This is a genomic window from Ancylobacter dichloromethanicus (genome assembly GCF_018390645.1).
In the GTDB taxonomy this organism is placed as follows: Bacteria; Pseudomonadota; Alphaproteobacteria; order Rhizobiales; family Xanthobacteraceae; genus Ancylobacter; species Ancylobacter dichloromethanicus.
The window spans coordinates 160717-180983 of sequence record NZ_JAHBGC010000038.1 but is presented as its reverse complement, the minus strand read 5'-3'; the positions used below and the strand labels follow the sequence as shown (position 1 = coordinate 180983).

The following is a 20267-nucleotide window of genomic DNA, read 5'->3' as shown; positions in this document are numbered from 1 at the left end:
GCGGATTTAATGAACATCCATGAATATCAGGCCAAGGGAGTGCTCCGCGAATACGGAGTACCGGTACCGAACGGCGTTGCCATTCTCGACGCCACTGAAGCGGACGCCGCTGCGGCCAAGGTCGCCGGCCCCGTCTGGGTGGTGAAGAGCCAGATTCACGCCGGCGGGCGCGGCAAGGGCAAGTTCAAGGAAGCCGATGCCGGCGAGAAGGGCGGCGTGCGCGTCGTCAAGTCGGCCGCCGACGCCGCCGCCAATGCCCGGCAGATCCTCGGCAAGACGCTGGTGACGATCCAGACCGGCCCGGCCGGCAAGCAGGTCAACCGCGTCTATATCGAGGAAGGCTCCGAGATCGAGAAGGAGTTCTACCTCTCCGCCCTCGTCGACCGCGCCACCTCGCGCGTCGCCTTCGTGGTCTCCACCGAGGGCGGCATGGACATTGAGGAGGTCGCCCACTCCACCCCCGAGAAGATCCACACCTTCTCCGTCGACCCGGCCACCGGCGTGATGCCCCATCACGGCCGCACCGTCGCCCAGGCGCTCGGCCTGACCGGCGACCTCGCCAAGCAGGCGGGCGACATCGTCTCCAAGCTCTATGCCGCCTTCGTCGGCAAGGACATGGCGATGCTGGAGATCAACCCGCTGGTGGTCACCCGGGACGGCAAGCTGAAGTGCCTCGACGCCAAGATCTCCTTCGATTCCAACTCGCTCTACCGCCATGCGGAAATCGTTGCCCTGCGCGACGAGACCGAGGAGGACGCCAAGGAAATCGAGGCCTCCAAATATGACCTCGCCTATATCGCGCTCGACGGCTCGATCGGCTGCATGGTCAACGGCGCCGGCCTCGCCATGGCCACGCTCGACATCATCAAGCTCTATGGCGAGAGCCCGGCCAACTTCCTCGACGTCGGCGGCGGCGCCACGGAGGAGAAGGTGACGGCGGCGTTCAAGATCATCACCTCGGACCCGAGCGTGAAGGGCATCCTGGTCAACATCTTCGGCGGCATCATGAAGTGCGACGTCATCGCCCGCGGCGTCATCGCCGCGGTGAAGACGGTCGGCCTCGAGGTTCCGCTGGTGGTGCGCCTCGAAGGCACCAATGTCGAGGAAGGCAAGACCATCATCCGCGAGAGCGGCCTGAACGTGATCCCGGCGGACGATCTCGACGACGCCGCCCAGAAGATCGTCAAGGCTGTGCAGGGAGCCGCCTGATGTCCATTCTCATCGACAAGACCACCAAGATCATCACCCAGGGCTTCACCGGCAAGAACGGCACCTTCCACTCCGAGCAGGCGCTGGCCTATGGCTCGCAGGTGGTCGGCGGCACCTCGCCCGGCAAGGGCGGCGCGGTCCATCTCGGCCTGCCGGTGTTCGACACCGTCGCCGAGGCACGCGAGAAGACCGGCGCCGACGCGTCGGTGATCTACGTGCCGCCCCCGGGCGCGGCCGATGCCATCTGCGAGGCGATCGCGGCGGAGATCCCGCTCATCGTCTGCATCACCGAGGGCATTCCGGTGCTCGACATGGTGAAGGTGCGCCGCGCGCTGGACGGCTCCAAGTCCCGCCTCGTCGGCCCCAACTGCCCCGGCATCGTCACCGCCGGCGAATGCAAGATCGGCATTATGCCGGCTAATATCTTCAAGAAGGGCTCGGTCGGCGTGGTCTCGCGCTCCGGCACGCTGACCTATGAGGCGGTGTTCCAGACCTCGCAGGAGGGCCTGGGCCAGACCACCGCCGTCGGCATTGGCGGCGACCCGGTGAAGGGCACCGAGTTCATCGACATGCTGGAGCTGTTCCTGGCCGACGACGCCACCGAGTCGATCGTCATGATCGGCGAGATCGGCGGCTCGGCCGAGGAAGAAGCGGCGCAGTTCCTCAAGGACGAAGCCAAGCGCGGCCGCAAGAAGCCTATGGTCGGCTTCATCGCCGGCCGCACCGCCCCTCCCGGCCGCCGCATGGGCCATGCCGGCGCCATCATCTCCGGCGGCAAGGGCGGCGCCGAGGACAAGATCGCGGCGATGGAAGAGGCCGGCATCGTGGTCTCGCCCTCCCCGGCCCGCCTCGGCAAGACGCTGGTCGACGTGCTGAACAAGCGCGCCGCCGCCTGATTTAGCCGGCAGGACCGGACGAGCGAAGCCCCGTGGCAGCGATGCCGCGGGGCTTTTTCTGTCGCGCCGCTTTTCCCGTCACGCCGGGTAGCAGTCCGGCGGCAGCGCCGCCGTCTCCTCCGCTTGCAGCGTCTCGACGATGAGGATCGTCATCCACGCATGGCAGAGGATGAGCAGCGGCAGCAGGGGGTACACCGATTGAAACATGCGCCGTCTCCGATCCAAGCTCTCTCGCGGCGCAACATACGGAAAGGCGTCCGTATCTGGTATATCTAATACCATATGCCACCATTGCATGCCGCGCATGACATTGACCCACCGGCGCTGCGGGAAACGTCCCTCGTCGGCCCGGCTCGTCGCAGCTTCGGCTCGTCGCAGCGGACCTCGGCCACGCAAAGAAAAAGGGGAAGCGAAACGCTTCCCCTTTTGTCGGCACCGGATGACGAGATGGGCGTCAGTTCTGGCCTTGCTGCGCCGGTGCGGCGGGGGTCAGGCCCCACGCCTGAAAGGCCTCGCGGAACGCCTGATTGCCCTCGTCGCCCTTCTCCAGAACCAAAATGGCGCGGCGGCCGTTCTCGAACACCAGCGGCAGGTCGAGCCAGTTGCGGCTCATGATGAAGCTGAGATTGCGCTGCACATCCGTGTCGAGAGAGGACAGGCCGATCAGGAAGTAGTTCGGCGCCACCCGCACGGCGAGGCCGACCAGCGGCGCGCCCTGCGCGCCCTCGGAGGCCTTGGCCCGCATGCCCGGCACGCTGGAAATGTTGCCGAGGTCGAAACCGGGCGGCAGCTTGAACTGCACCTCGATGATGTGCGAGGCGGGAATGGTCGGGTCCTGGTTGCGGCGGAAGGTCAGCGTCGCGGTGATGTTCCGCGCCGGGATCGAGATTTCCGCGCGGACGCCGAGATCGCTCGGCTGGCCGGCGCCGGCGCTGGCGTTCTCGGTGCTCCACTCGACCGTGCCGACATATTGCTGCAGGCCCTGCTCGCCGCCGCCGGCGCTTTCCTCGAACAGCACGGCGCGCGGCTCGGCGGCGATCCCCGCTTCCGACGTGCCGCCGGCCTGTGGCGTCGCCGGCTGCGGCGCCGCGCCCTGGTCGGGGGCCTGGGAGATGCGGTCGGTCGATTTCGGTGCATCGGCCGGCGCCGGGGCGCTGGGAGCCTGCGCGGTGGGCGACGAGCCGCCGGTTCCCGCGCCGCCGATCAGCGCGACGATGGTCTCGCGCTGGGTGTAGCCGACGACACCGCCGGCAATGAGCAGCAGAACAAACACCACGACGGCAAACAGCCGCCCCTTGCCGCGGCCGGAAGGCGCCTCCTCCGTGGCCGCCTCGTCGGAGGGCGTCTCCTCCTCGGCGTCGCGCGTCTGCGCGGCGACTTCCTCCGCCTCGCGCTCGCGCACGAGACGGGCGGCCTCGCTGCGCCAGTCGGAGGAGCCGCCCGCCGCGCGGGTCGGCACGAGGCCGGCCGCCACCGCCTCGGCCTCGGTCGGATGGAAACCCGACACCGGCTCGGCAGGCCGCGCCGGCGTGCGCGCGGGGGAGGTGGAAGGCGGGGCGCTCGCGGGCGGCGCATTCGGCTGCCGGGCGCCGGGCGGCGGGGCCGACAGCGGCGGAGGCGCCGCCGGAGCCGCCGCAAGCGCCGCCGGAGACGGCTGCGGGGGAACGGTCGGCGCCCCGATGCTGGACGGCGCGGACGCCGGCGGGGCCGGTGCCGGAGCAACCGGCGCCGAGGGAGCGGAAGAGGCCGGCCCCGAAGAGCCCGGCACCTTCGGCGCCGGCGCTCCGCCGAATTCGGCTTCGACCCGCCCGATCGCGGTCTCCAGCGACTGCCGCTCCCGGGCGAAGTCGGGTTCGGGGAGCGGGGGATCGACCGCGCTCAGCTGAGCGAGAAGCGCCCGACGGGCCCGCTCATAGACAGCCTTGCGGGCCTCGCCGGTCTTTTCCGGGAGGCCGCCAATAGCGCGAGCGATGAGCGGGTAGTAGTCGGCCATGGGGGGATCAGATCTGACGTGGGGTTTATGATTCGAAGGGGTTCTTCATCAGGATCGTATCATCGCGCTCGGGGCTGGTGGACAGCAAAGCCACCGGGCAGCCGATCAGTTCCTCGATGAGGCGCACATATTTGACCGCCTCGGCCGGCAGATCGGCCCAGGAGCGCGCGCCGGCGGTCGATTCGGTCCAGCCCTCGATGGTCTCGTAGATCGGCTCCACCCGTGCCTGGGCGTCCTGCCCGGAGGGGAAATAGTCGATCTCGCGGCCATCCAGCCGGTAGCGCGTGCACACTTTCAGTTCGGTGAAGCCGTCCAGCACGTCGAGCTTGGTGAGGGCGATGCCGTTGATGCCGGAGGTGCGCACGGTCTGGCGCACCAGCGCGGCGTCGAACCAGCCGCAGCGGCGCGGCCGCCCGGTCACGGTGCCGAACTCGCGGCCACGCTCGCCGATGCGGCGGCCGGTATCGTCGTGCAGCTCGCTCGGAAACGGTCCCTCGCCGACGCGGGTGGTGTAGGCCTTGGTGATGCCGAGCACATAGCCGATCGCGCCCGGGCCGAGGCCGGAGCCGGTCGCCGCCTGCGCCGCCACCGTGTTGGACGAGGTGACGAAGGGGTAGGTGCCGTGGTCGATGTCGAGCAGCGCGCCCTGCGCGCCCTCGAACAGGATCTTGGCCCCGCGCCGGCGCTCGTCGTCGAGCAGCGCCCAGGCGCGGTCCATGTAGGGCAGCACCTTCGGCGCGATCTCCACCAGCTCGGCGCGCAGCTGGGCGGCGTCGACCTGCTCGATGCCGAGGCCGCGCCGCAGCGCGTTGTGATGCGCCAGCAGGCGGTCGATCTTGGCGCCGAGCGTCTCCGGCGAGGCGAGGTCGACGAGGCGGATGGCGCGCCGGCCGACCTTGTCCTCGTAGGCCGGGCCGATGCCGCGCTTGGTGGTGCCGATCTTGGTGCCGGCGGAGGCGTTCTCGCGGATGGCGTCGAGTTCGCGGTGCAGCGGCAGGATCAGCGCGACGTTCTCCGCCACACGCAGCCGCTCGGGCGTCACCTCGATGCCCTGGCCGCTGATGCGGGCGATCTCGTCGACCAGCGCCCACGGGTCGAGCACCACGCCATTGCCGATGATCGACAGCCGGGCGCCGCGCACCACGCCGGACGGCAGCAGCGACAGCTTGTAGGTCTTGTCGCCGACGACCAGCGTATGCCCGGCATTATGGCCGCCCTGGAAGCGGACGACGACGTCCGCCTGCTCGCTGAGCCAATCGACAATCTTGCCCTTACCCTCGTCGCCCCACTGGGAACCGACGACGACCACATTCGCCACGAGCCACGCTCCTGAATTGCGAGGCGGGGTCCGGCGGCGTGCCGTGCCCGCGCACAGACAAAGCCCCGGCGAAACGTCCGGCCGGGGCTGCATCGTCTTAAGGGATGAGGCCGGGTGAGGCAAGAACGCAGAGCGGCACCCCCGCGCCCCGTCCGGCGGCCACGCCTTCGGGCGCGAATGGCGTGGCGGTATTGCGGGCCTGCAATCGGCGACGGATTGCGCCCTCGCCCGGGCCGCACAATTCTGTGTGCGACACACGCCGTGCCGCCGCAAGGAGTCACCATGACCACGACACCGTTCGCCACATTCCCGCCCTCCGTCCCGCAGGCGACGGCCCCGGTTCTGCCGGCCGGCCTGCGGCTGGGAGCGGTGCGCCTGCGTGTACGCGACGCGGCACGCGCGGCGGCGTTCTATACCGGGACGGTGGGCCTCACCCTTCTCGGCACCGGCGAGGATGGCAGCCTGCGCCTCGGCATTGGCGAGGACACGCTGGTCGAGCTGGTCGGGGCCCCCGCAGCCGGGCCCCGCCCGCATGGCACCACCGGCCTGTTTCACGTCGCCATCCTCGTTCCCGACCGGCCCTCGCTCGCCGTCGTGCTGCGCCGGCTGGTCGCCAAGGGCGTGCGGCTCGGTGCCTCCGATCATCTGGTGAGCGAGGCGCTCTATCTCGACGATCCCGACGGCAACGGCATCGAGATCTACCGCGACCGCCCGGCCGGCGAGTGGCGCTGGGATGGCGCGACGGTGGAGATGGCGACCCAACCGCTCGATTTGCGCAACCTGCTGGCCGAATGCCCCGAGGGCGTGCCGCTCGACGCGCCGATGCCGGACGGCACGCGCATCGGCCATGTCCATCTCCAGGTCGGCGACCTCGCCGCGGCACGGCGCTTCTATGTCGACCATCTGGGCTTCGCGGTGACGACGGACCGCTATCCGGGCGCGCTGTTCGTCAGCGCCGGCGGCTACCACCATCATCTCGGGCTGAACATCTGGCAGAGCCGGCATGGCGGCCCGCCTCCGGCCAACAGCGTCGGGCTGATCGACTTCGACGTTTTGCTGCCGGATGCGGCCTCGGTCGAGGCGGCGCGGGCCCGGCTGGCCGCGGCGGGCGAGGTCGTCGCCCCGTCCGCTGGCGGCTTCGCCGTTTCCGATCCATGGGGCACCCGGCTGCACATTCACGCGCCCGGCTGAAGGCTGAAAGCGGGCCCCATCCATCGGCCGGACGGGGCCACGCATCAGAACTTTTCATGGCTGACGCGGCCCCTTCGGCGTGGAAATGCTTTAGAGCGTTGGTGCGCCAACAGTTCCGCACCCGGCATCGCCCATGTTCCGTCGCCTGCTCGACGCGCCCTATCTACTGCTGACCCTCGTGCCGCTGTTCTGGGCCGGCAATATCGTGATGGGCCGCCACGTCGCCGGCCATGTGCCGCCGGTCGGCCTCGCCTGGCTGCGCTGGGTGCTGGCGGTGCTCATCCTGCTGCCCTTCGCCTGGCGGGCGATGCGGGCGGACTGGCCGCTGATGCGGCGGCACTGGAAGCTGGTCGGGGTGCTTTCGCTGACCGGCATCACCCTGTTCAACACCATGCAGTACCACGCGCTGGAATTCACCCCGGCGCTGAACGCGCTGCTGATCCAGTCGACCGGCCCGCTGCTCATCGCCTTCTGGTCGTTCCTCCTGAACGGCGAGCGGCTCTCGGCCGGACAGGGGGTAGGCATCGGCCTGTCGCTGCTCGGCGTGCTGACCATCGTCTGCCGCGGCGATCCGGCGGTGCTGGTCAACATCGCGTTCAACCGCGGCGATGTGTGGATGGTGGCGGCGATGGTGGTCTATGGCGTCTATTCCTCGCTGCTGGCGCGCCGGCCTGCCTTCTCCCAGCTCGGCTTTCTCGGCTTCAGCCTCGGGCTCGGCGCGCTGCTGCTCACCCCGGCCTTCGTCGCCGAACGCGTGGCGAGCCCGCCGCTGGTGTTCGATGCGAGGGCGCTCATCGCCATCGCCTATGTCGCGGTGTTTCCCTCGGTGCTGGCCTATCTGTTCTTCAATCGCGGCATCCAGCTCGTCGGGCCCAACCGCGCCGCGCCGTTCTTCCATCTGATGCCGGTCTTCGGCTCGGCGCTGGCCATCCTGTTCCTCGGCGAGCGCCCGCATCTCTACCATGCCGCCGGCTATGCGCTGGTGCTGGCCGGCGTCGTCACCGCCACGCTGTGGGCGCCGAAGACCGGGCGCCCCCATGCCGCGCGCCCGCCCGGCTCAGCCGAGCTCGAAGCTGGTGACGCCATAGACCCGCTGCAACGCCACCGGGCGGATTGAGCCGGTATACATCCGCGCGGTCTCGAACACCGGGGCGAGGCCGTGCCGCCGGGCCAGCGCCAGCGCCCCCGCGTTGGGCTCGGGCACGTCGAGCACGACCGGCGCGCTCCCCGCCGCCGCCCGCAGCGCGCCGAACACGCTCTCCGCCGCGCCCTCGTCCTCGGCGACCAGCGGGCCGATCTTCCAGCCCGCCCGCGCCGGGCGCGCCACGCCCCATGCCGCCAGCCGGCCCGCGCGCAGCACCGCCCGCCCAGCATGGCCCGGCGCGGTGAGCCACGCCTTGAGGAAAGCGGCGCGGGGCGCGGGAAACACCTGCGCATCGCTGGCCGCCACCGCCTCGAACGCCACCTCCGCGAGATCCACGGTCGCGCCCGCGTCGCCCGGTCCCGGAGTCCCGGCGAAACGGATGTTGCGATGGGCGAAGACGAAACCCTGCCGCGCATAATTCGCCTGCTGCGCCAGCACCCCGTCGAGGCCGATGGTGCGCGCCCCGGCATGGGCGAGGCCCGCCCGCCACAGGCGCAGGCCGATCCCCCGCCCCCGCAGGTCCGGCCGCACGATGTAGAAGCCGAGAAAGGCGAAGCGCGTGTCGTAATTGACCACCGAGATCACCGCCGCCGGCGCGCCGTCCGCTTCCGCCACCAGGAAGCCGCCGGGGTCCACCGCGCCGAAGCAGGCGGAGTCGGCAAGGCCCGGATTCCAGCCCTCGGCCGCCGCCCAATCGACGGCAATCTGTATTTCCTGCGGCCGCAAAGGCCGGATAGTGATGTCGTCATCCATGGCCTGCACTGCCGATTCGCCAACCGGGTGCTATCATGCTCAATGAAATGATCACCGGCATCTTCCTGAATGTCATGGTGATGCTCGTGCATCTCGGCGCCACCCTGATGCTGGCGCTGATGGTCTCGCCCTTCGAGAAATGGCTGGGCAAGAACCCCCGCCTTCGCCTGATCGCGACCCTGATGCTGGTCAACATCGTCCTGCTCACCGCGCATCTGCTGGAAGTGGGCCTGTGGGCCCTCGTCTATGCCCGCCGCGAACTCGTCACCCACGCCGGCGACGCCTATTATTCCGCCTTCGTGAACTACACCACGCTCGGCTATGGCGACGTGCTGCAGGCGACCCGCACCCGCCTGCTCGGCCCGATGACGGCGGCCAGCGGCATATTGATGTTCGGCTGGTCGACCGCGCTGCTCATCTACGTCCTGCAGGGCCATCTGCCCCGCTTCAACACGACGAAAAACTAGGACACGACGAAAAACCGCGGAAAGGGCAACAGCCCGTCCGGCGCAGCCAGCGCCCGGGAAAATCCATCAGCCCGCCTTCGCGCGGCAGGAAGCCACCGGCGCCGCGTCCTCGCCCAGGGTCACGTCGTAGAGGTCGGCGCCGCCGCCCTTGGTCCACCAGATGTATTTGCCGCCGGCATAGCGCGCGCCCGAGGCGGCGATGACATTCGACGCCACCACGAACTCGCCCTTGAACGACAGGCTGGCCAGCGCCACCGGCGGCGCGTTGAAATAATGCGCCTCCAGCGTGCCGAAGGCGCCGCAGTCATAGCGCGCCTGGATCGTCTCGGCCTCGCTCCCGGACGGCAGGGGGATGACCATCTCCCCCGCCCGCGCGGCAACCGGCGCCACAGCGAGGCCGGGGATGGCGGCGAGGCCAAGAACGGCGGCGACAACGGCGTGGCGATACTTCATGGCCTCACTCCGGCGTTTGAGACGGCTTGTGGTGTGCGTGCCAGTGGCGGGCGATGTCGATGCGGCGCGGCACCCACACCCGGTCATGGCGGGCGATATGGTCGAGGAAGCGCTGCAGGGCGAGGATACGCCCCGGCCGCCCCACCAGCCGGCAATGCAGGCCGACGCTCAGCATCTTCGGCGCCTCGGCGCCCTCGGCATAAAGCGCGTCGAAACTGTCGCGCAGATAGGCGAAGAACGGCTCGCCATGGTCGAACCCGGCGGGGATGGCGAAGCGCATGTCGTTGGTGTCGAGTGTGTAGGGAATGGAGAGATGCGGCCCGCGCGGCCCCTCGACCCAGAACGGCAGATCGTCGGAATAAATGTCGGAATCGTAGAGGAACCCGCCCTCCTCCATGACGATGCGCCGCGTGTGCTCGGAAGTGCGCCCGGTGTACCAGCCGAGCGGGCGCTCGCCGGTGATCTCGGCGTGCAGGCGCATCGCGGTGTCGAAATCGGCCTTCTCCGCGGCATAGGAATGGTGGCGGTAGTCGATCCATTTCAACCCGTGGCTGGCGATCTCCCAACCCGCCTCCTTCATGGCGGCGACCGCTTCCGGGTTGCGCGCCAGCGCCGTCGCCACGCCGTAGACGGTGACCGGCAGGGCGCGCGCGGTGAACAGCCGCCACAGTCGCCAGAAGCCGGCCCGCGACCCGTATTCGTAGAGCGATTCCATGTTCATGTGCCGCTGCCCCGGCCAGGGCTGGGCGCCGACGATCTCCGACAGGAAGGCCTCGGAAGCGGCGTCGCCATGCAGCAGGCAGTTCTCGCCGCCTTCCTCGTAATTGAGGACGAACTGCACCGCGATGCGCGCCCCGCCCGGCCATTTCGGGTCCGGCGGGGTGCGGCCATAGCCGATCATGTCGCGGGGATAGATGGAATCGATGTTGAACATGCGGGCGATCCGGGCGGCGGCGAAAGGCGTCAGCCGCAGGCTAGCCGGTTCGGCGCGGCGGCGGAACCGCCCGTCGCGGCGGCATCGCCCGGTGCGCGGCCGCAACATATAAGCCGCACAGATATTGCATCCTGCTCACGACAAGCCGCTGCCTCTCGACAAGCCGCTGCCCGGTGGTCTTCATGGGGCAGGAAATTCCCGCCGAGAACTCTCGCAAGGTGCCCGATGTCGCTTCCCGATCCCAGCCTCCTGCTCGCCCGCGCCCCTGTCGTCCCCGTCGTCACCGTGCCCAGCGTGGCCGCGGGCGTGAAGCTCGCCCGGGCGCTGACCGAGGGCGGCCTGCCGCTGATCGAGGTCACGCTGCGCACGCCGGCGGCGCTGGAAGCCATCGCCGCCATCGCCGCCGAGGTGCCGGACGCGATCGTCGGCGCCGGCACGGTGACGCGGCCCGACCTGATCCAGAAATGCATCGACGCCGGCGCCCGCTTCCTCGTCAGCCCCGGCTGTCCCACCGCGCTCGCCGAGGCGCTGGCCGAAGCGCCGGTGCCGGTGATGCCCGGCTGCGCCACCGCGACCGAGGCGATGACGCTCGCGGCGATGGGCTTCCCGGTGCTGAAGCTGTTCCCCGCCGAATCGGTCGGCGGCGTCAACCTCATCAAGTCGCTGGCCGGGCCGCTGCCGGATCTGCGCTTCTGCCCCACCGGCGGCATCGGCCCCTCCAATGTCGGCTCCTATCTCGCCCAGCCCAACATTCTCGCCGTCGGCGGCTCCTGGGTGGCGCCGAACGAGGCGGTCACGATGGGTGACTGGGAACAGATCGTCGCGCTGGCCAAGGCCGCCGCCCGGCTGCACCGCGCCGCCTTCCCGCTCTGAGGCGAGGTGCCCGGACGAAAAAGGCCCTCCGGAGCAGCTCCGGAGGGCCTTTTTGTGCAGGCGTCCTGCCTCAGAACGCCAGCGGCCTGGCCTGCTTCACCGAGGGAAGCTGCTGCACCTTGTCGAGCAGTTCGGCCGGCACCTTGCCGTCGACCTCGACCAGCGCGATGGCGTCGCCGCCCTGGCGGTCGCGGCCGAGCGCGAAGGTGGCGATGTTGATGCCCGCGTCGCCGAGCAGGCTGGCGAAGCTGCCGACGAAGCCCGGACGATCCTCATTGGTGACATAGAGCATCGAGGGCGCGAACTCGGCATCCACCTTGATGCCCTTGATGTCGACGATGCGCGGGCGCCCATCGGCGAACACCGTGCCCGAGATCGAGCGCTCCATCTTCTCGGTGATGACGGTGAGCGTGATCAGGCTCTCATAGTCGCCGGCGATCTCGCGGGTGGTCTCCTCCACCACGATGCCGCGCTCCTTGGCGATCGAGGGCGCCGAGACCACGTTGATGTCGGCCAGCGCCGGGCGCAGCAGGCCGGCCACCGCCGCCGAGGTCAGCGCCTTGATCTTCAGGCTCGCCACCGCGCCGTCATAGGTGATGCGCACGGTCTGGATGTCGGTGTCGGTGAGCTGGCCGGCAAAGGAACCGAGCTTCTCCGCCAGCTCGATGAAGGGCTTCAGCTTCGGGGCTTCCTCCGCCGTGATCGAGGGGAAGTTCACCGCGTTGGAAATGGCGCCGCGCAGCAGATAGTCGCTCATCTGCTCGGCCACCTGCAGCGCGACATTCTCCTGCGCCTCGGTGGTGGAGGCGCCCAGATGCGGGGTGCAGATCACGTTGGGATGGCCGAACAGCGGGTTCTCGGTCGCCGGCTCGGTGATGAACACGTCGAAGGCCGCGCCCGCGACATGGCCGCTCTCCAGCGCCTGCGCCAGCGCCGCCTCGTCGACCAGCCCGCCGCGCGCGCAGTTGACGATGCGCACGCCCTTCCGAGTCTTGGCGATCGCCTCGGCCGAGAGCACGTTGCGGGTCTTGTCGGTCAGCGGCGTGTGCAGGGTGATGATGTCGGCGCGGGCCAGCAGGTCGTCCAGCTCGACCTTCTCCACGCCGATGTCGAGCGCCCGCTCGGGCGAGAGGAACGGGTCGAAGGCGATGACCTTCATCTTCAGCCCGAGGGCGCGGTCGGCGACGATGGAGCCGATATTGCCGCAGCCGATGATGCCCAGCGTCTTGGCGGTCAGTTCCACGCCCATGAAGCGGTTCTTCTCCCACTTGCCGGCCTGGGTGGAGGCGTCGGCGGCGGGAATCTCGCGGGCCAGCGCGAACATCATGGCGATGGCGTGCTCGGCGGTGGTGATGGAGTTGCCGAACGGCGTGTTCATCACGATCACGCCCTTGGCGGTGGCGGCCGGGATGTCGACATTGTCGACGCCGATGCCGGCGCGCCCGACCACTTTCAGCCGCGCCGCGCTGGCCAGGATCTTCGGCGTCACCTTGGTGGCCGAGCGGATGGCGAGGCCGTCATAATTGCCGATGATCTCGGCCAGCTTGTCCTTGTCCTTGCCCAGCGCCGGCTGGAAGTCGACCTCGATGCCGCGGTCTTTGAAGATCTGCACGGCGGCGGGCGAGAGAGCGTCGGAAATGAGAACGCGGGGAGCCATGGGCTTCATCCTGTGCGTACAAAGGGGGAGAGCGACCCGCGCGCGGCGGGAGGGAATGTGGGCTCCCGCCGCTGGCGGGAGAGGACGACGAAGCGTTCGTCGGGCCCTGGCACGGAGGAAATCGACGGCGAGACGCGGCCGGGAGAGGAAGCCATTCGCCGTCGAAGACCGAAGCCGAAGCCCCTTCGCCGTCCCCTTGCGTCAGCGGCGGGGACGTTGCGAAAGACGCTCAGGCCGCCTGCCTGAGGCCGGCCTTGGCGCTTTCGAAGGCCCAGTCGAGCCAGGGCAGCAGGGCGTCGAGATCGGACGCCTCGACCGTGGCGCCGGCCCAGATGCGCAGGCCCGCCGGCGCGTCGCGATAGGCGCCGATGTCATAGGCGACGCCGGCCTTTTCCAGCGCGGCCGCCAGCGCCTTGGCGAAGGCCGCCTGCGCGTCGGGCGCCAGCGCCTTCACCTCGGGGTCGGCGACCACGAGGCACACGCTGGTGTTGGAGCGGGTCTCCGGCACCTTGGCGAGGAAGTCGATCCACGGCGTCTTCGCGACATAGTCGGCGAGCACCTTGAAATTGGCGTCCGAGCGCGCCTGCAGGCCCTTCAGCCCGCCGACCTGCTTTGCCCAGCCAAGCGCGTCGAGATAGTCCTCGACGCAGAGCATGGACGGGGTGTTGATGGTCTCGCCCTCGAAGGTGCCCTCGATCAGCTTGCCGCCCTTGGTCAGGCGGAAGATCTTCGGCAGCGGCCAGGCCGGGACATAGCTCTCCAGCCGCTCGACGGCGCGCGGCGAGAGGATCAGCATGCCGTGCGCGGCCTCGCCGCCCAGCACCTTCTGCCAGCTATAGGTCACCACATCGAGCTTCGACCAGTCGAGATCCTGCGCGAAGGCGGCCGAGGTGGCGTCGCAGATGGTCAGCCCCTGCCGGTCGGCCGGGACGAAGTCGGCGTTCGGCACCCGCACGCCTGACGTGGTGCCGTTCCAGGTGAACACCACGTCATGGTCGAAATTCACCTGCGCCAGGTCCGGCAGTTCGCCATAGGGCGCCTTGAGGACGCGGGCGTCCTTGAGCTTGAGCTGCTTGACCACATCCGTCACCCAGCCTTCGCCGAAGCTCTCCCACGCCAGCAGGTCGACCGGGCGGGCGCCGAGCAGCGACCACAGCGCCATCTCGACCGCGCCGGTGTCGGAAGCGGGAACGATGCCGATGCGGTAGTCGGCGGGGATTTCGAGGATGTCGCGGGTGAGGTCGATGGCGCGCTTCAGCTTCGCCTTGCCGACCTTGGCCCGGTGCGAGCGGCCGAGCGGTGCGTCGCTCAGGCCTTCCAGCGTCCAGCCGGGACGCTTGGCACAGGGGCCGGACGAAAAATTGGGATTGGCCGGCTTCACAGCCGGCTGCGCGGTAGTCGTCATGATAACCATCCTTCCAGATGGGTGCCCCTCGGTGGGGAGGGGTAGCCCGAGGAGCGAGATACTCCCGGCAGGCGGCCGACGCAAGCCATTTTCGCGCCGCGGCGGCCCTCGCCTCCCCCGGCCGCCGCGACAGGCCGCCACGCGGCGCAATTTTCCCTAGCGTCGCCCGCGCTGATCGGCACACTGTTCGCCGCGCGGCTCGCCCCTCGCCGGAGGGCGGCCCGCGACAGCATGCCGGAGGGAAGCCGTCCACGCTCCCATCCGGCATCTGCGGGACGGACAGCACCAAGAAGGACGCACCATGACCTCGAACGACACCCTGGACGACGTCACGACGGAATATAGCGAGCGCGAAGCCGTGGCCGTCTTCAGCTCGGAGGCCGCGCTTCACGCCGCGGTCGACGCGCTGCTGCAGCTTGGCCTCGAGGAAAAGGACATGAGCGTTCTCGGCGCGCACGGCGCCTTCTCGCTGAAGCCGCTCAGCGAGCTGGAGGATTCCGGCGATTCGGAGCGCGGCGCCTATGTGCCGGCCGATGACCGCGCCGAGGGCATGGCCGCGCTGGTCGGCAGCCCGGCGCTGGTGGCGGGCCTGTGCGCCGCGCTGGTCGCCGGCACCGGCGGCGCGGCGCTGATTCCCGCCATCGCCATCACCGCCGGCAGCACCGCGGCGGGCGGCGTGGTCGGCCTCGTCCTCGCTCGCGTCTTCGGCCGCAAGCATGCCGCCTTCATCGCGCGGCAGATCGGCGATGGCGGCCTGCTGCTCTGGGTGCACGCGCCCGACGCCGCCAGGGACGCGGAGATCGGCGAGATCCTGACCTCGAAGGGCGGGCGCGATGTGCATTTCCACACCGTCAGCCGCCAGTGGACGCTGCACGGCCCGCAGCCGGACCCGCTGCTGCGCGCCTGAGCGCCATCGCCTCTGAAACCTCCGGACAGCACGGGTGGCCCCGCGGGGCCGCCCGTTTTCGTCTCCGCCCTCGGCCCGCCGACGCGGCAAATGCGGCGTGAATCGGTCCGGATGTCCTTATTGTGATCGCATCGAAGCCCTCTGCCTTAACGCGGTCTTAACGCGCCGCGACAAGTCTTCCCAGTCGAACGCAGACGAGAGGAGGCTTCCCCCCATGATTGGACGGACCGCCATCGCACTGAGTGTGATGTTCCTGGCCACCAGCGGCGCAATGGCTTCGACGCCGACCTCGCTGGGCGAGTACAAGGACTGGAGCGCCTGGCGCTTCAACGTCGACGGCAAGCCGCAATGCTATGCGATCAGCGCGCCGACCGCGAAACGACCGGAGCGCCTGACGCATGGTGACGTGACATTCTTCGTCACGGCGCTGAACGGCGGGAATCAACGCACCGAGGTCAGCTTCCAGACCGGCTATAATTTCGCCAGCGGCTCGCAGGTCGTGGCCAGCATCGGCGACGACACCTTCATGATGATGACCGAGGGCAACAGCGCCTGGCTGCGCCGGGCCGAGCGCGAGCCGGCCTTTCTCGAAGCCTTGCGGGCCGGGAGCCAGATGAACGTCAGCGCCAAGTCGGGCCGCGGCAACGACACCAGCTATGTGTTCTCGCTCTCCGGCGTCACCGCGGCGACCAACCGCATCCTGCAGAACTGCCGCTGAGAACCATGGCGGGAAGCGAGGTCCCGAGGATGGGGGGTGCGACGGCGCTTTTCGTCCTCGCGGCCCTCTTCCTGTCCGGGGGCCCGGCCCAGGCCGGGCGCGAGCTGCCCTATTTCGCCGCGCTGCGGAACGCCGTCACCAATGTGCGCGTGGGGCCGGGGCTCGGCTACCCCGTGCACTGGGTGTTCCACCGGCGCGGCTGGCCGGTCGAGGTGGTCAACCGCTTCGGCCATTGGCGCCGCATCCGCGACAATACCGGTGAGATCGGCTGGATCCACGGCGCCCTGCTCACGCCGCGCCGGGCGGCGGCGATCCGCCTGCGGGGCGGGCACAATGTCGCCCTGCGGGCCGCCCCCGAGGACAAGGCGCGCGTGCTCGCCTATCTCGCGGCGGATGTGCTGGTGCGGCCGGAAAGCTGCGCCGCCGGCTGGTGCGAGGTGGAGGTGACCGGACACGGGCTTGACGGCTTCGTGCCGCAGGCGCGGCTCTGGGGCGTCTATCCCGACGAAAGCTTCTGACGCGCGAAGCCGTTCAGTCGAACAGATAGCGCACGCCGAGCCGCAGCTCATGCGCGCTCTGGCTGAAATCGGACAATAGGCCGCCAACGGCGGCGCTTTCGACGCCGAGATAGCGGTAGCCGATGTCGAGCTGCCAGTTCGGCGCCAGGGTGACGGCGGCCCCCGCCATCACCGCCCAGGCAAAGCCCCAGCCCTGCGCGTCGCCGGCACCGGTGAAACCGATGTCGGAAATGGAAACATGGCTGGCGCCGAGGCCCGCCCCGACATAGGGCGTCACCCCATGCCAGGTGCCGAGGTCGAGATAGGCATTGGCCAGCAGCGCGGTCGCGCGGACCTCGCCCGACAGGCCGCGAAACGAGATGTCCGCCGGGCTGCGATAGTCGGCGGTGAGGTCGACCCGCACCAGGTCGCTCAGCCGCACGCCGACGCCGATGCCGAACACCCCGGCATCGTCGATGCGCGGCGCGGGACCGAACCCCGCCACATCGGGCGCCTCGTTGAACACGTAGCCGATATCGCCGCGCAAATACCAGGCCCGGGCGTCCTCGATCTCGGGAGCCCGCGCCAGCAGGTCGTCGGCGTCGAGGTCGTCGATGGAGTCCGCCGCACGCGCGGCGCCGGCACCGGCCAGCAGAGCGAAGCCAAGCGCCGCCACAAGCACCCTTCCCGGGCGCAGACCCGAACGAACCGTCCCCATACCGCCCACACGCATGCAACCATCCCCGACGAGCCGGAAGCGTCCCGGCGTTCTTCGACGGCTGCACTGTGCCCGCGAGTGATTAAGAGCGGCTTAACCTTAACGCTTAACCTTGATTACCTCCGGCAAGCCCACGGGGCTTTGCCGCCCGGCGAACCGAAGGTTCTGCTGCCCAGCAAGCCCCCCGCGCCGCCTCAGCCGGCGCGCGCGGCGCGGGCGCTGGCCTCCAGATGCGGCACCAGCGCCGGGTCGAGCTTGAGCGCCGTCGCCAGCCGGGCGAGGAACACCCGCTCGGAGGTGGTGTCGGCGTCGATGGCGAGCAGCGCCGTCATGTAGATCTCCGCCGCCTGCTCGGGCGAGGCCGCGTCGCCGGCGAGCGCTTCCGGGGTCGCCGGCGCGCCCAGCTCCTGGCTGAGGAAGCGCTCGGCATCGTCGAGCTGCGCGCCCTGCCCGCCGAGCTTGGTGGAGATGGCGGCGCGCTCGGCCTCGTCCACATGCCCGTCGGCGAGCGAGGCGGCGATCATGGTGCGCAGCAGCGTCACGTCGAAATGGGTGCGCTCGGCCTGCGCCGGGTGGAACGGCGACTGCGCCGGCGGAAGCTGCGCCGGCACCGGCTCGGCCGCCGTCTGCTGCGGCTGCTGGCCCTGCTGGTAGTTCTGGTAGGCCTTGTAGGCGAGCGTGCCGACCAGCGCGAGCCCGCCGAGCGCCACGGCATTGCCGGCCATCTTGCGCCCGCCCTTGCTGCCGAGCACCAGCGAGACCAGCGCGCCGGCCGCGGCGCCGGAGGCGAGCGAGCCGCCATTATTGCCGAGATATTCCTTGGCGCGGCCGACCACGTCGCCGGAGCCGGAAGGCCGCGAGGTCGCGCCCGGGGGCTGCGCATTGGCACTGCCGGTCAGCCCACCCGTCAGCCCGCCCAGCAGACCGCCGAGGGAACCCTGCTGCGCCGGGACGCCGCCCTGCCCGCCCGCCTGCGGCGTGAGAAACTGGTCGAGGAGCCGCTTGGCGTCGAAATTTCCGCTGTTGAACATGGCGCGTCCCGGGTTGCTGTGGTGCTGAGGGAGGTAGGGGGCGATCATGGCTTCCGCAAGGAAAGCCCGGACACATCCGTCACCAGCGCGTGATCGAGGCCGGGCAAGGTGCCGGCGGCGGCGGTGTCGCATCCAATGTCGCATCCGTTCAACGCCAGCGCCGAAACAATGCTCGCATCGGCAAGGGTGTCGCGCGACCATACGTCATCGTGGTGAAGGCGGCCGAAGCGCTGCGAGCCGGACCTTGTGTCTCACTACCTTTGCGTCGGAGGCGAATGTGCAGAAATTCTCCGGCTTCGAGCTGTTCCGCCGCGCGCTTGGCGGCCACAAGAGCTGGCAGCCGCAATGGCGCAATCCCGAGCCGAAGGCCGAATATGACGTCGTCATCGTCGGCGCCGGCGGGCACGGGCTGGCGTGCGCCTATTACCTCGCCAAGGAGCACGGCATCACCAATGTCGCGGTGATCGAGCGCGGCTGGCTGGGCGGCGGCAATACCGGCCGCAACACCACCATCGTGCGCTCCAACTATTTGTTCGACGAGAGCGCGGCGCTGTATGAGCACGCGGTGAAGCTGTGGGAAGGCCTGTCGCAGGACCTCAACTACAATGTGATGTATTCGGCGCGCGGCGTGCTGATGCTGGCGCACAACCACCACGACGAGATCAGCTTCAAGCGCCACGTCCACGCCAACCGGCTGAACGGCGTCGACAATGAATGGCTGAATGCCGAGCAGGTGAAGGAATTCTGCCCGCCGCTCAACATCAAGAGCATGCGCTACCCCATCATCGGCGGCGCCCTGCAGCGGCGCGGCGGCACCGCGCGGCACGACGCGGTGGCGTGGGGCTTCGCCCGCGCGGCGGATTCGCGCGGCGTCGACATCATCCAGAACTGCGAGGTGAAGGGCATCCGCCGCGGCCCCGACGGCGCGGTCGAGGGCGTCGAGACCTCGCGCGGCTTCATCCGGGCGAAGAAGGTCGGCGTCTCCGCCGCCGGCCACACCAGCGTGGTGATGGCGATGGCCGGGCTGCGCATGCCGCTGGAGAGCTACCCGCTGCAGGCGCTGGTGTCGGAGCCGGTAAAGCCGGCCTTCCCCACCGTTGTCATGAGCAATACCATCCACGCCTATATCTCGCAGTCCGACAAGGGCGAGATGGTGATCGGCGCCGGCACCGACGCCTACACCTCCTATTCCCAGCGCGGCGCGCTGCACATCGCCGCCCACACGCTGGACGCCATCTGCGAACTGGTGCCGCAGTTCCGGCGCCTGCGCATGCTGCGCAACTGGGGCGGCATCGTCGACGTGACGCCGGACCGCTCGCCGATCATCGCCAAAACCCCGGTGCCGGGCCTCTATGTGAATTGCGGCTGGGGCACCGGCGGCTTCAAGGCGACCCCGGGCTCGGGCCATGTCTTCGCCCACACCATCGCCCGCGACGCCCCGCACGCCATCAACGCCCCCTTCACGCTGGAGCGTTTCCGCGATGGCTTCCTGATCGACGAAGCGGCGGCCGCCGCCGTCGCGCATTGAGGGGAGAGGGTCATGAACCGTTCCCGCAGCCCCATCCTTCGAGGCCCGGCGTGCCGCCGGGCACCTCAGGATGACGCCGCTCTTTCTCTCCCAGAACAACGTCATCCTGAGGTGCCGCCGCAGGCGGCCTCGAAGGATGGTCGTTCATCCGCGCCGAGGATCTGAGCCATGCTCATCATCACCTGCCCCTGGTGCGGCGCCCGGCCGGAAACCGAGTTCCGCTATGGCGGCGAGGCGCATATCGCCCGCCCCGCCGACCCTTCCGCCCTCACCGACCAGGAATGGGCGGATTTCCTCTACAACCGCACCAACCCCAAGGGCCTGCACGCCGAGCGCTGGCGCCACATCCATGGCTGCGGCCGCTATTTCAACGCCCTGCGCGACACGGTGAGCGATTTCTTAGTCACCACCTACAAGGCCGGCGAGCCCAGACCCGAAAATTCCCGCCCGGATGTCGAGGGGAGCGGGAGATGAGCCGCCTCCGCCCTCTTCTCCCTCTCCCCGTCGGGGAGAGGGCCGGGGTGAGGGACCTTCCCTTCGCTGCCGCCGCCTTCCCCCTCACCCCGACCTCTCCC

The 20267-nt window shown here is 69.5% G+C and carries 21 protein-coding genes; 11 read left to right on the top strand and 10 right to left on the bottom strand.

The window, feature by feature from the left end:
* The first annotated feature begins 9 nt into the window (after positions 1-9).
* Positions 10-1209: an ADP-forming succinate--CoA ligase subunit beta gene (gene sucC / locus KHC23_RS17135; protein WP_213374032.1), complete on the top strand. Its 1200-nt coding sequence runs from the start codon at positions 10-12 to the stop codon at positions 1207-1209.
* A complete protein-coding gene (gene sucD, locus KHC23_RS17130) occupies positions 1209-2105 on the top strand; it encodes a succinate--CoA ligase subunit alpha (RefSeq protein ID WP_213374030.1) in 897 nt (298 codons plus the stop codon). The genes sucC and sucD overlap by 1 nt, the downstream gene beginning before the upstream one ends.
* Before the next feature lie 78 nt (positions 2106-2183).
* On the opposite strand, the gene KHC23_RS24685 is transcribed toward sucD, so the two are convergent.
* The 3 genes from KHC23_RS24685 to KHC23_RS17120 form a co-directional block, all read right to left on the bottom strand.
* Positions 2184-2312, bottom strand: a complete 129-nt coding sequence (locus KHC23_RS24685; protein WP_271188583.1) for a hypothetical protein — start codon at positions 2310-2312, stop codon at positions 2184-2186.
* A 247-nt stretch (positions 2313-2559) separates the two neighbouring features.
* Positions 2560-4098, bottom strand: coding sequence for a hypothetical protein (locus tag KHC23_RS17125; protein ID WP_213374028.1), 1539 nt, complete (start codon positions 4096-4098; stop codon positions 2560-2562).
* 25 nt (positions 4099-4123) lie between these two features.
* Complete coding sequence (locus KHC23_RS17120; protein WP_213374026.1) at positions 4124-5416, bottom strand: adenylosuccinate synthase; 1293 nt, start codon at positions 5414-5416, stop codon at positions 4124-4126.
* Between the two features lie 282 nt (positions 5417-5698).
* Here KHC23_RS17120 and KHC23_RS17115 point away from each other — a divergent pair, with 282 nt between their 5' ends.
* Together KHC23_RS17115 and KHC23_RS17110 are read left to right on the top strand one after the other, a co-directional pair.
* Entirely contained in the window at positions 5699-6607 is a 909-nt protein-coding gene (locus KHC23_RS17115) for a VOC family protein (RefSeq protein WP_213374024.1), read from the top strand.
* Positions 6608-6740: 133 nt separating this feature from the next.
* A complete protein-coding gene (locus KHC23_RS17110) occupies positions 6741-7724 on the top strand; it encodes a DMT family transporter (RefSeq protein WP_213374022.1) in 984 nt (327 codons plus the stop codon).
* Here the strand turns inward: KHC23_RS17110 and KHC23_RS17105 are convergent.
* Complete coding sequence (locus tag KHC23_RS17105; protein WP_213374021.1) at positions 7665-8504, bottom strand: GNAT family N-acetyltransferase; 840 nt, start codon at positions 8502-8504, stop codon at positions 7665-7667. The genes KHC23_RS17110 and KHC23_RS17105 overlap by 60 nt on opposite strands.
* 35 nt (positions 8505-8539) lie before the next feature.
* On the opposite strand from KHC23_RS17105, the gene KHC23_RS17100 reads away from it, so the two are divergent.
* Positions 8540-8971, top strand: a complete 432-nt coding sequence (locus tag KHC23_RS17100; protein WP_213374020.1) for an ion channel — start codon at positions 8540-8542, stop codon at positions 8969-8971.
* A 66-nt stretch (positions 8972-9037) separates the two neighbouring features.
* On the opposite strand, the gene KHC23_RS17095 is transcribed toward KHC23_RS17100, so the two are convergent.
* Both KHC23_RS17095 and puuE read right to left on the bottom strand, forming a co-directional pair.
* Entirely contained in the window at positions 9038-9424 is a 387-nt protein-coding gene (locus KHC23_RS17095) for an MliC family protein (RefSeq protein WP_213374019.1), read from the bottom strand.
* A gap of 4 nt (positions 9425-9428) precedes the next feature.
* Positions 9429-10358 carry an allantoinase PuuE gene (gene puuE / locus KHC23_RS17090; RefSeq protein WP_213374017.1) on the bottom strand — a complete coding sequence of 310 codons (930 nt, stop codon included), beginning with the start codon at positions 10356-10358 and terminating at the stop codon, positions 9429-9431.
* Between the two features lie 225 nt (positions 10359-10583).
* Between puuE and eda the strand changes: the two genes are divergently transcribed.
* Entirely contained in the window at positions 10584-11231 is a 648-nt protein-coding gene (gene eda / locus KHC23_RS17085; protein ID WP_213374015.1) for a bifunctional 4-hydroxy-2-oxoglutarate aldolase/2-dehydro-3-deoxy-phosphogluconate aldolase, read from the top strand.
* 70 nt (positions 11232-11301) lie between these two features.
* Here the strand turns inward: eda and serA are convergent, their stop codons facing one another.
* Together serA and KHC23_RS17075 are read right to left on the bottom strand one after the other, a co-directional pair.
* A complete protein-coding gene (gene serA / locus KHC23_RS17080) occupies positions 11302-12888 on the bottom strand; it encodes a phosphoglycerate dehydrogenase (RefSeq protein ID WP_213374013.1) in 1587 nt (528 codons plus the stop codon).
* Positions 12889-13117: 229 nt separating this feature from the next.
* Positions 13118-14293, bottom strand: coding sequence for a phosphoserine transaminase (locus tag KHC23_RS17075; RefSeq protein WP_213374011.1), 1176 nt, complete (start codon positions 14291-14293; stop codon positions 13118-13120).
* 301 nt (positions 14294-14594) lie between these two features.
* Between KHC23_RS17075 and KHC23_RS17070 the strand changes: the two genes are divergently transcribed.
* From KHC23_RS17070 to KHC23_RS17060, 3 genes are all read left to right on the top strand, one after another.
* Positions 14595-15200 (top strand): hypothetical protein, encoded by a 606-nt coding sequence (locus KHC23_RS17070; RefSeq protein WP_213374009.1) that lies wholly within the window; start codon positions 14595-14597, stop codon positions 15198-15200.
* A 214-nt stretch (positions 15201-15414) separates the two neighbouring features.
* Entirely contained in the window at positions 15415-15918 is a 504-nt protein-coding gene (locus KHC23_RS17065) for an invasion associated locus B family protein (RefSeq protein WP_213374007.1), read from the top strand.
* A gap of 29 nt (positions 15919-15947) precedes the next feature.
* Positions 15948-16436 carry an SH3 domain-containing protein gene (locus KHC23_RS17060; protein WP_213374005.1) on the top strand — a complete coding sequence of 163 codons (489 nt, stop codon included), beginning with the start codon at positions 15948-15950 and terminating at the stop codon, positions 16434-16436.
* Between the two features lie 13 nt (positions 16437-16449).
* Here KHC23_RS17060 and KHC23_RS17055 read toward each other — a convergent pair whose 3' ends face one another.
* Both KHC23_RS17055 and KHC23_RS17050 read right to left on the bottom strand, forming a co-directional pair.
* Complete coding sequence (locus KHC23_RS17055; RefSeq protein WP_213374003.1) at positions 16450-17148, bottom strand: outer membrane protein; 699 nt, start codon at positions 17146-17148, stop codon at positions 16450-16452.
* A gap of 179 nt (positions 17149-17327) precedes the next feature.
* On the bottom strand, positions 17328-18164 hold the full coding sequence (locus KHC23_RS17050) for a tellurite resistance TerB family protein (RefSeq protein ID WP_213374001.1): 837 nt from the start codon (positions 18162-18164) through the stop codon (positions 17328-17330).
* 277 nt (positions 18165-18441) lie between these two features.
* Between KHC23_RS17050 and KHC23_RS17045 the strand changes: the two genes are divergently transcribed.
* Positions 18442-19692 carry a sarcosine oxidase subunit beta family protein gene (locus tag KHC23_RS17045; protein WP_213373999.1) on the top strand — a complete coding sequence of 417 codons (1251 nt, stop codon included), beginning with the start codon at positions 18442-18444 and terminating at the stop codon, positions 19690-19692.
* Between the two features lie 168 nt (positions 19693-19860).
* Positions 19861-20166, top strand: coding sequence for a sarcosine oxidase subunit delta (locus KHC23_RS17040; RefSeq protein ID WP_213373997.1), 306 nt, complete (start codon positions 19861-19863; stop codon positions 20164-20166).
* The last annotated feature ends 101 nt before the right edge of the window (positions 20167-20267 follow it).

Bases quoted from the DNA above. Each gene is read 5' to 3' on its own strand.
- sucC (WP_213374032.1), top strand. From the start codon at position 10: ATGAACATCCATGAATATCAGGCCAAGGGAGTGCTCCGCGAATACGGA.
- sucD (WP_213374030.1), top strand. From the start codon at position 1,209: ATGTCCATTCTCATCGACAAGACCACCAAGATCATCACCCAGGGCTTC.
- KHC23_RS24685 (WP_271188583.1), bottom strand. From the start codon at position 2,312: ATGTTTCAATCGGTGTACCCCCTGCTGCCGCTGCTCATCCTCTGCCAT.
- KHC23_RS17125 (WP_213374028.1), bottom strand. From the start codon at position 4,098: ATGGCCGACTACTACCCGCTCATCGCTCGCGCTATTGGCGGCCTCCCG.
- KHC23_RS17115 (WP_213374024.1), top strand. From the start codon at position 5,699: ATGACCACGACACCGTTCGCCACATTCCCGCCCTCCGTCCCGCAGGCG.
- KHC23_RS17110 (WP_213374022.1), top strand. From the start codon at position 6,741: ATGTTCCGTCGCCTGCTCGACGCGCCCTATCTACTGCTGACCCTCGTG.
- KHC23_RS17105 (WP_213374021.1), bottom strand. From the start codon at position 8,504: ATGGATGACGACATCACTATCCGGCCTTTGCGGCCGCAGGAAATACAG.
- KHC23_RS17100 (WP_213374020.1), top strand. From the start codon at position 8,540: ATGCTCAATGAAATGATCACCGGCATCTTCCTGAATGTCATGGTGATG.
- KHC23_RS17095 (WP_213374019.1), bottom strand. From the start codon at position 9,424: ATGAAGTATCGCCACGCCGTTGTCGCCGCCGTTCTTGGCCTCGCCGCC.
- puuE (WP_213374017.1), bottom strand. From the start codon at position 10,358: ATGTTCAACATCGATTCCATCTATCCCCGCGACATGATCGGCTATGGC.
- eda (WP_213374015.1), top strand. From the start codon at position 10,584: ATGTCGCTTCCCGATCCCAGCCTCCTGCTCGCCCGCGCCCCTGTCGTC.
- serA (WP_213374013.1), bottom strand. From the start codon at position 12,888: ATGGCTCCCCGCGTTCTCATTTCCGACGCTCTCTCGCCCGCCGCCGTG.
- KHC23_RS17075 (WP_213374011.1), bottom strand. From the start codon at position 14,293: ATGACGACTACCGCGCAGCCGGCTGTGAAGCCGGCCAATCCCAATTTT.
- KHC23_RS17070 (WP_213374009.1), top strand. From the start codon at position 14,595: ATGACCTCGAACGACACCCTGGACGACGTCACGACGGAATATAGCGAG.
- KHC23_RS17065 (WP_213374007.1), top strand. From the start codon at position 15,415: ATGATTGGACGGACCGCCATCGCACTGAGTGTGATGTTCCTGGCCACC.
- KHC23_RS17060 (WP_213374005.1), top strand. From the start codon at position 15,948: ATGGGGGGTGCGACGGCGCTTTTCGTCCTCGCGGCCCTCTTCCTGTCC.
- KHC23_RS17055 (WP_213374003.1), bottom strand. From the start codon at position 17,148: ATGCGTGTGGGCGGTATGGGGACGGTTCGTTCGGGTCTGCGCCCGGGA.
- KHC23_RS17050 (WP_213374001.1), bottom strand. From the start codon at position 18,164: ATGTTCAACAGCGGAAATTTCGACGCCAAGCGGCTCCTCGACCAGTTT.
- KHC23_RS17040 (WP_213373997.1), top strand. From the start codon at position 19,861: ATGCTCATCATCACCTGCCCCTGGTGCGGCGCCCGGCCGGAAACCGAG.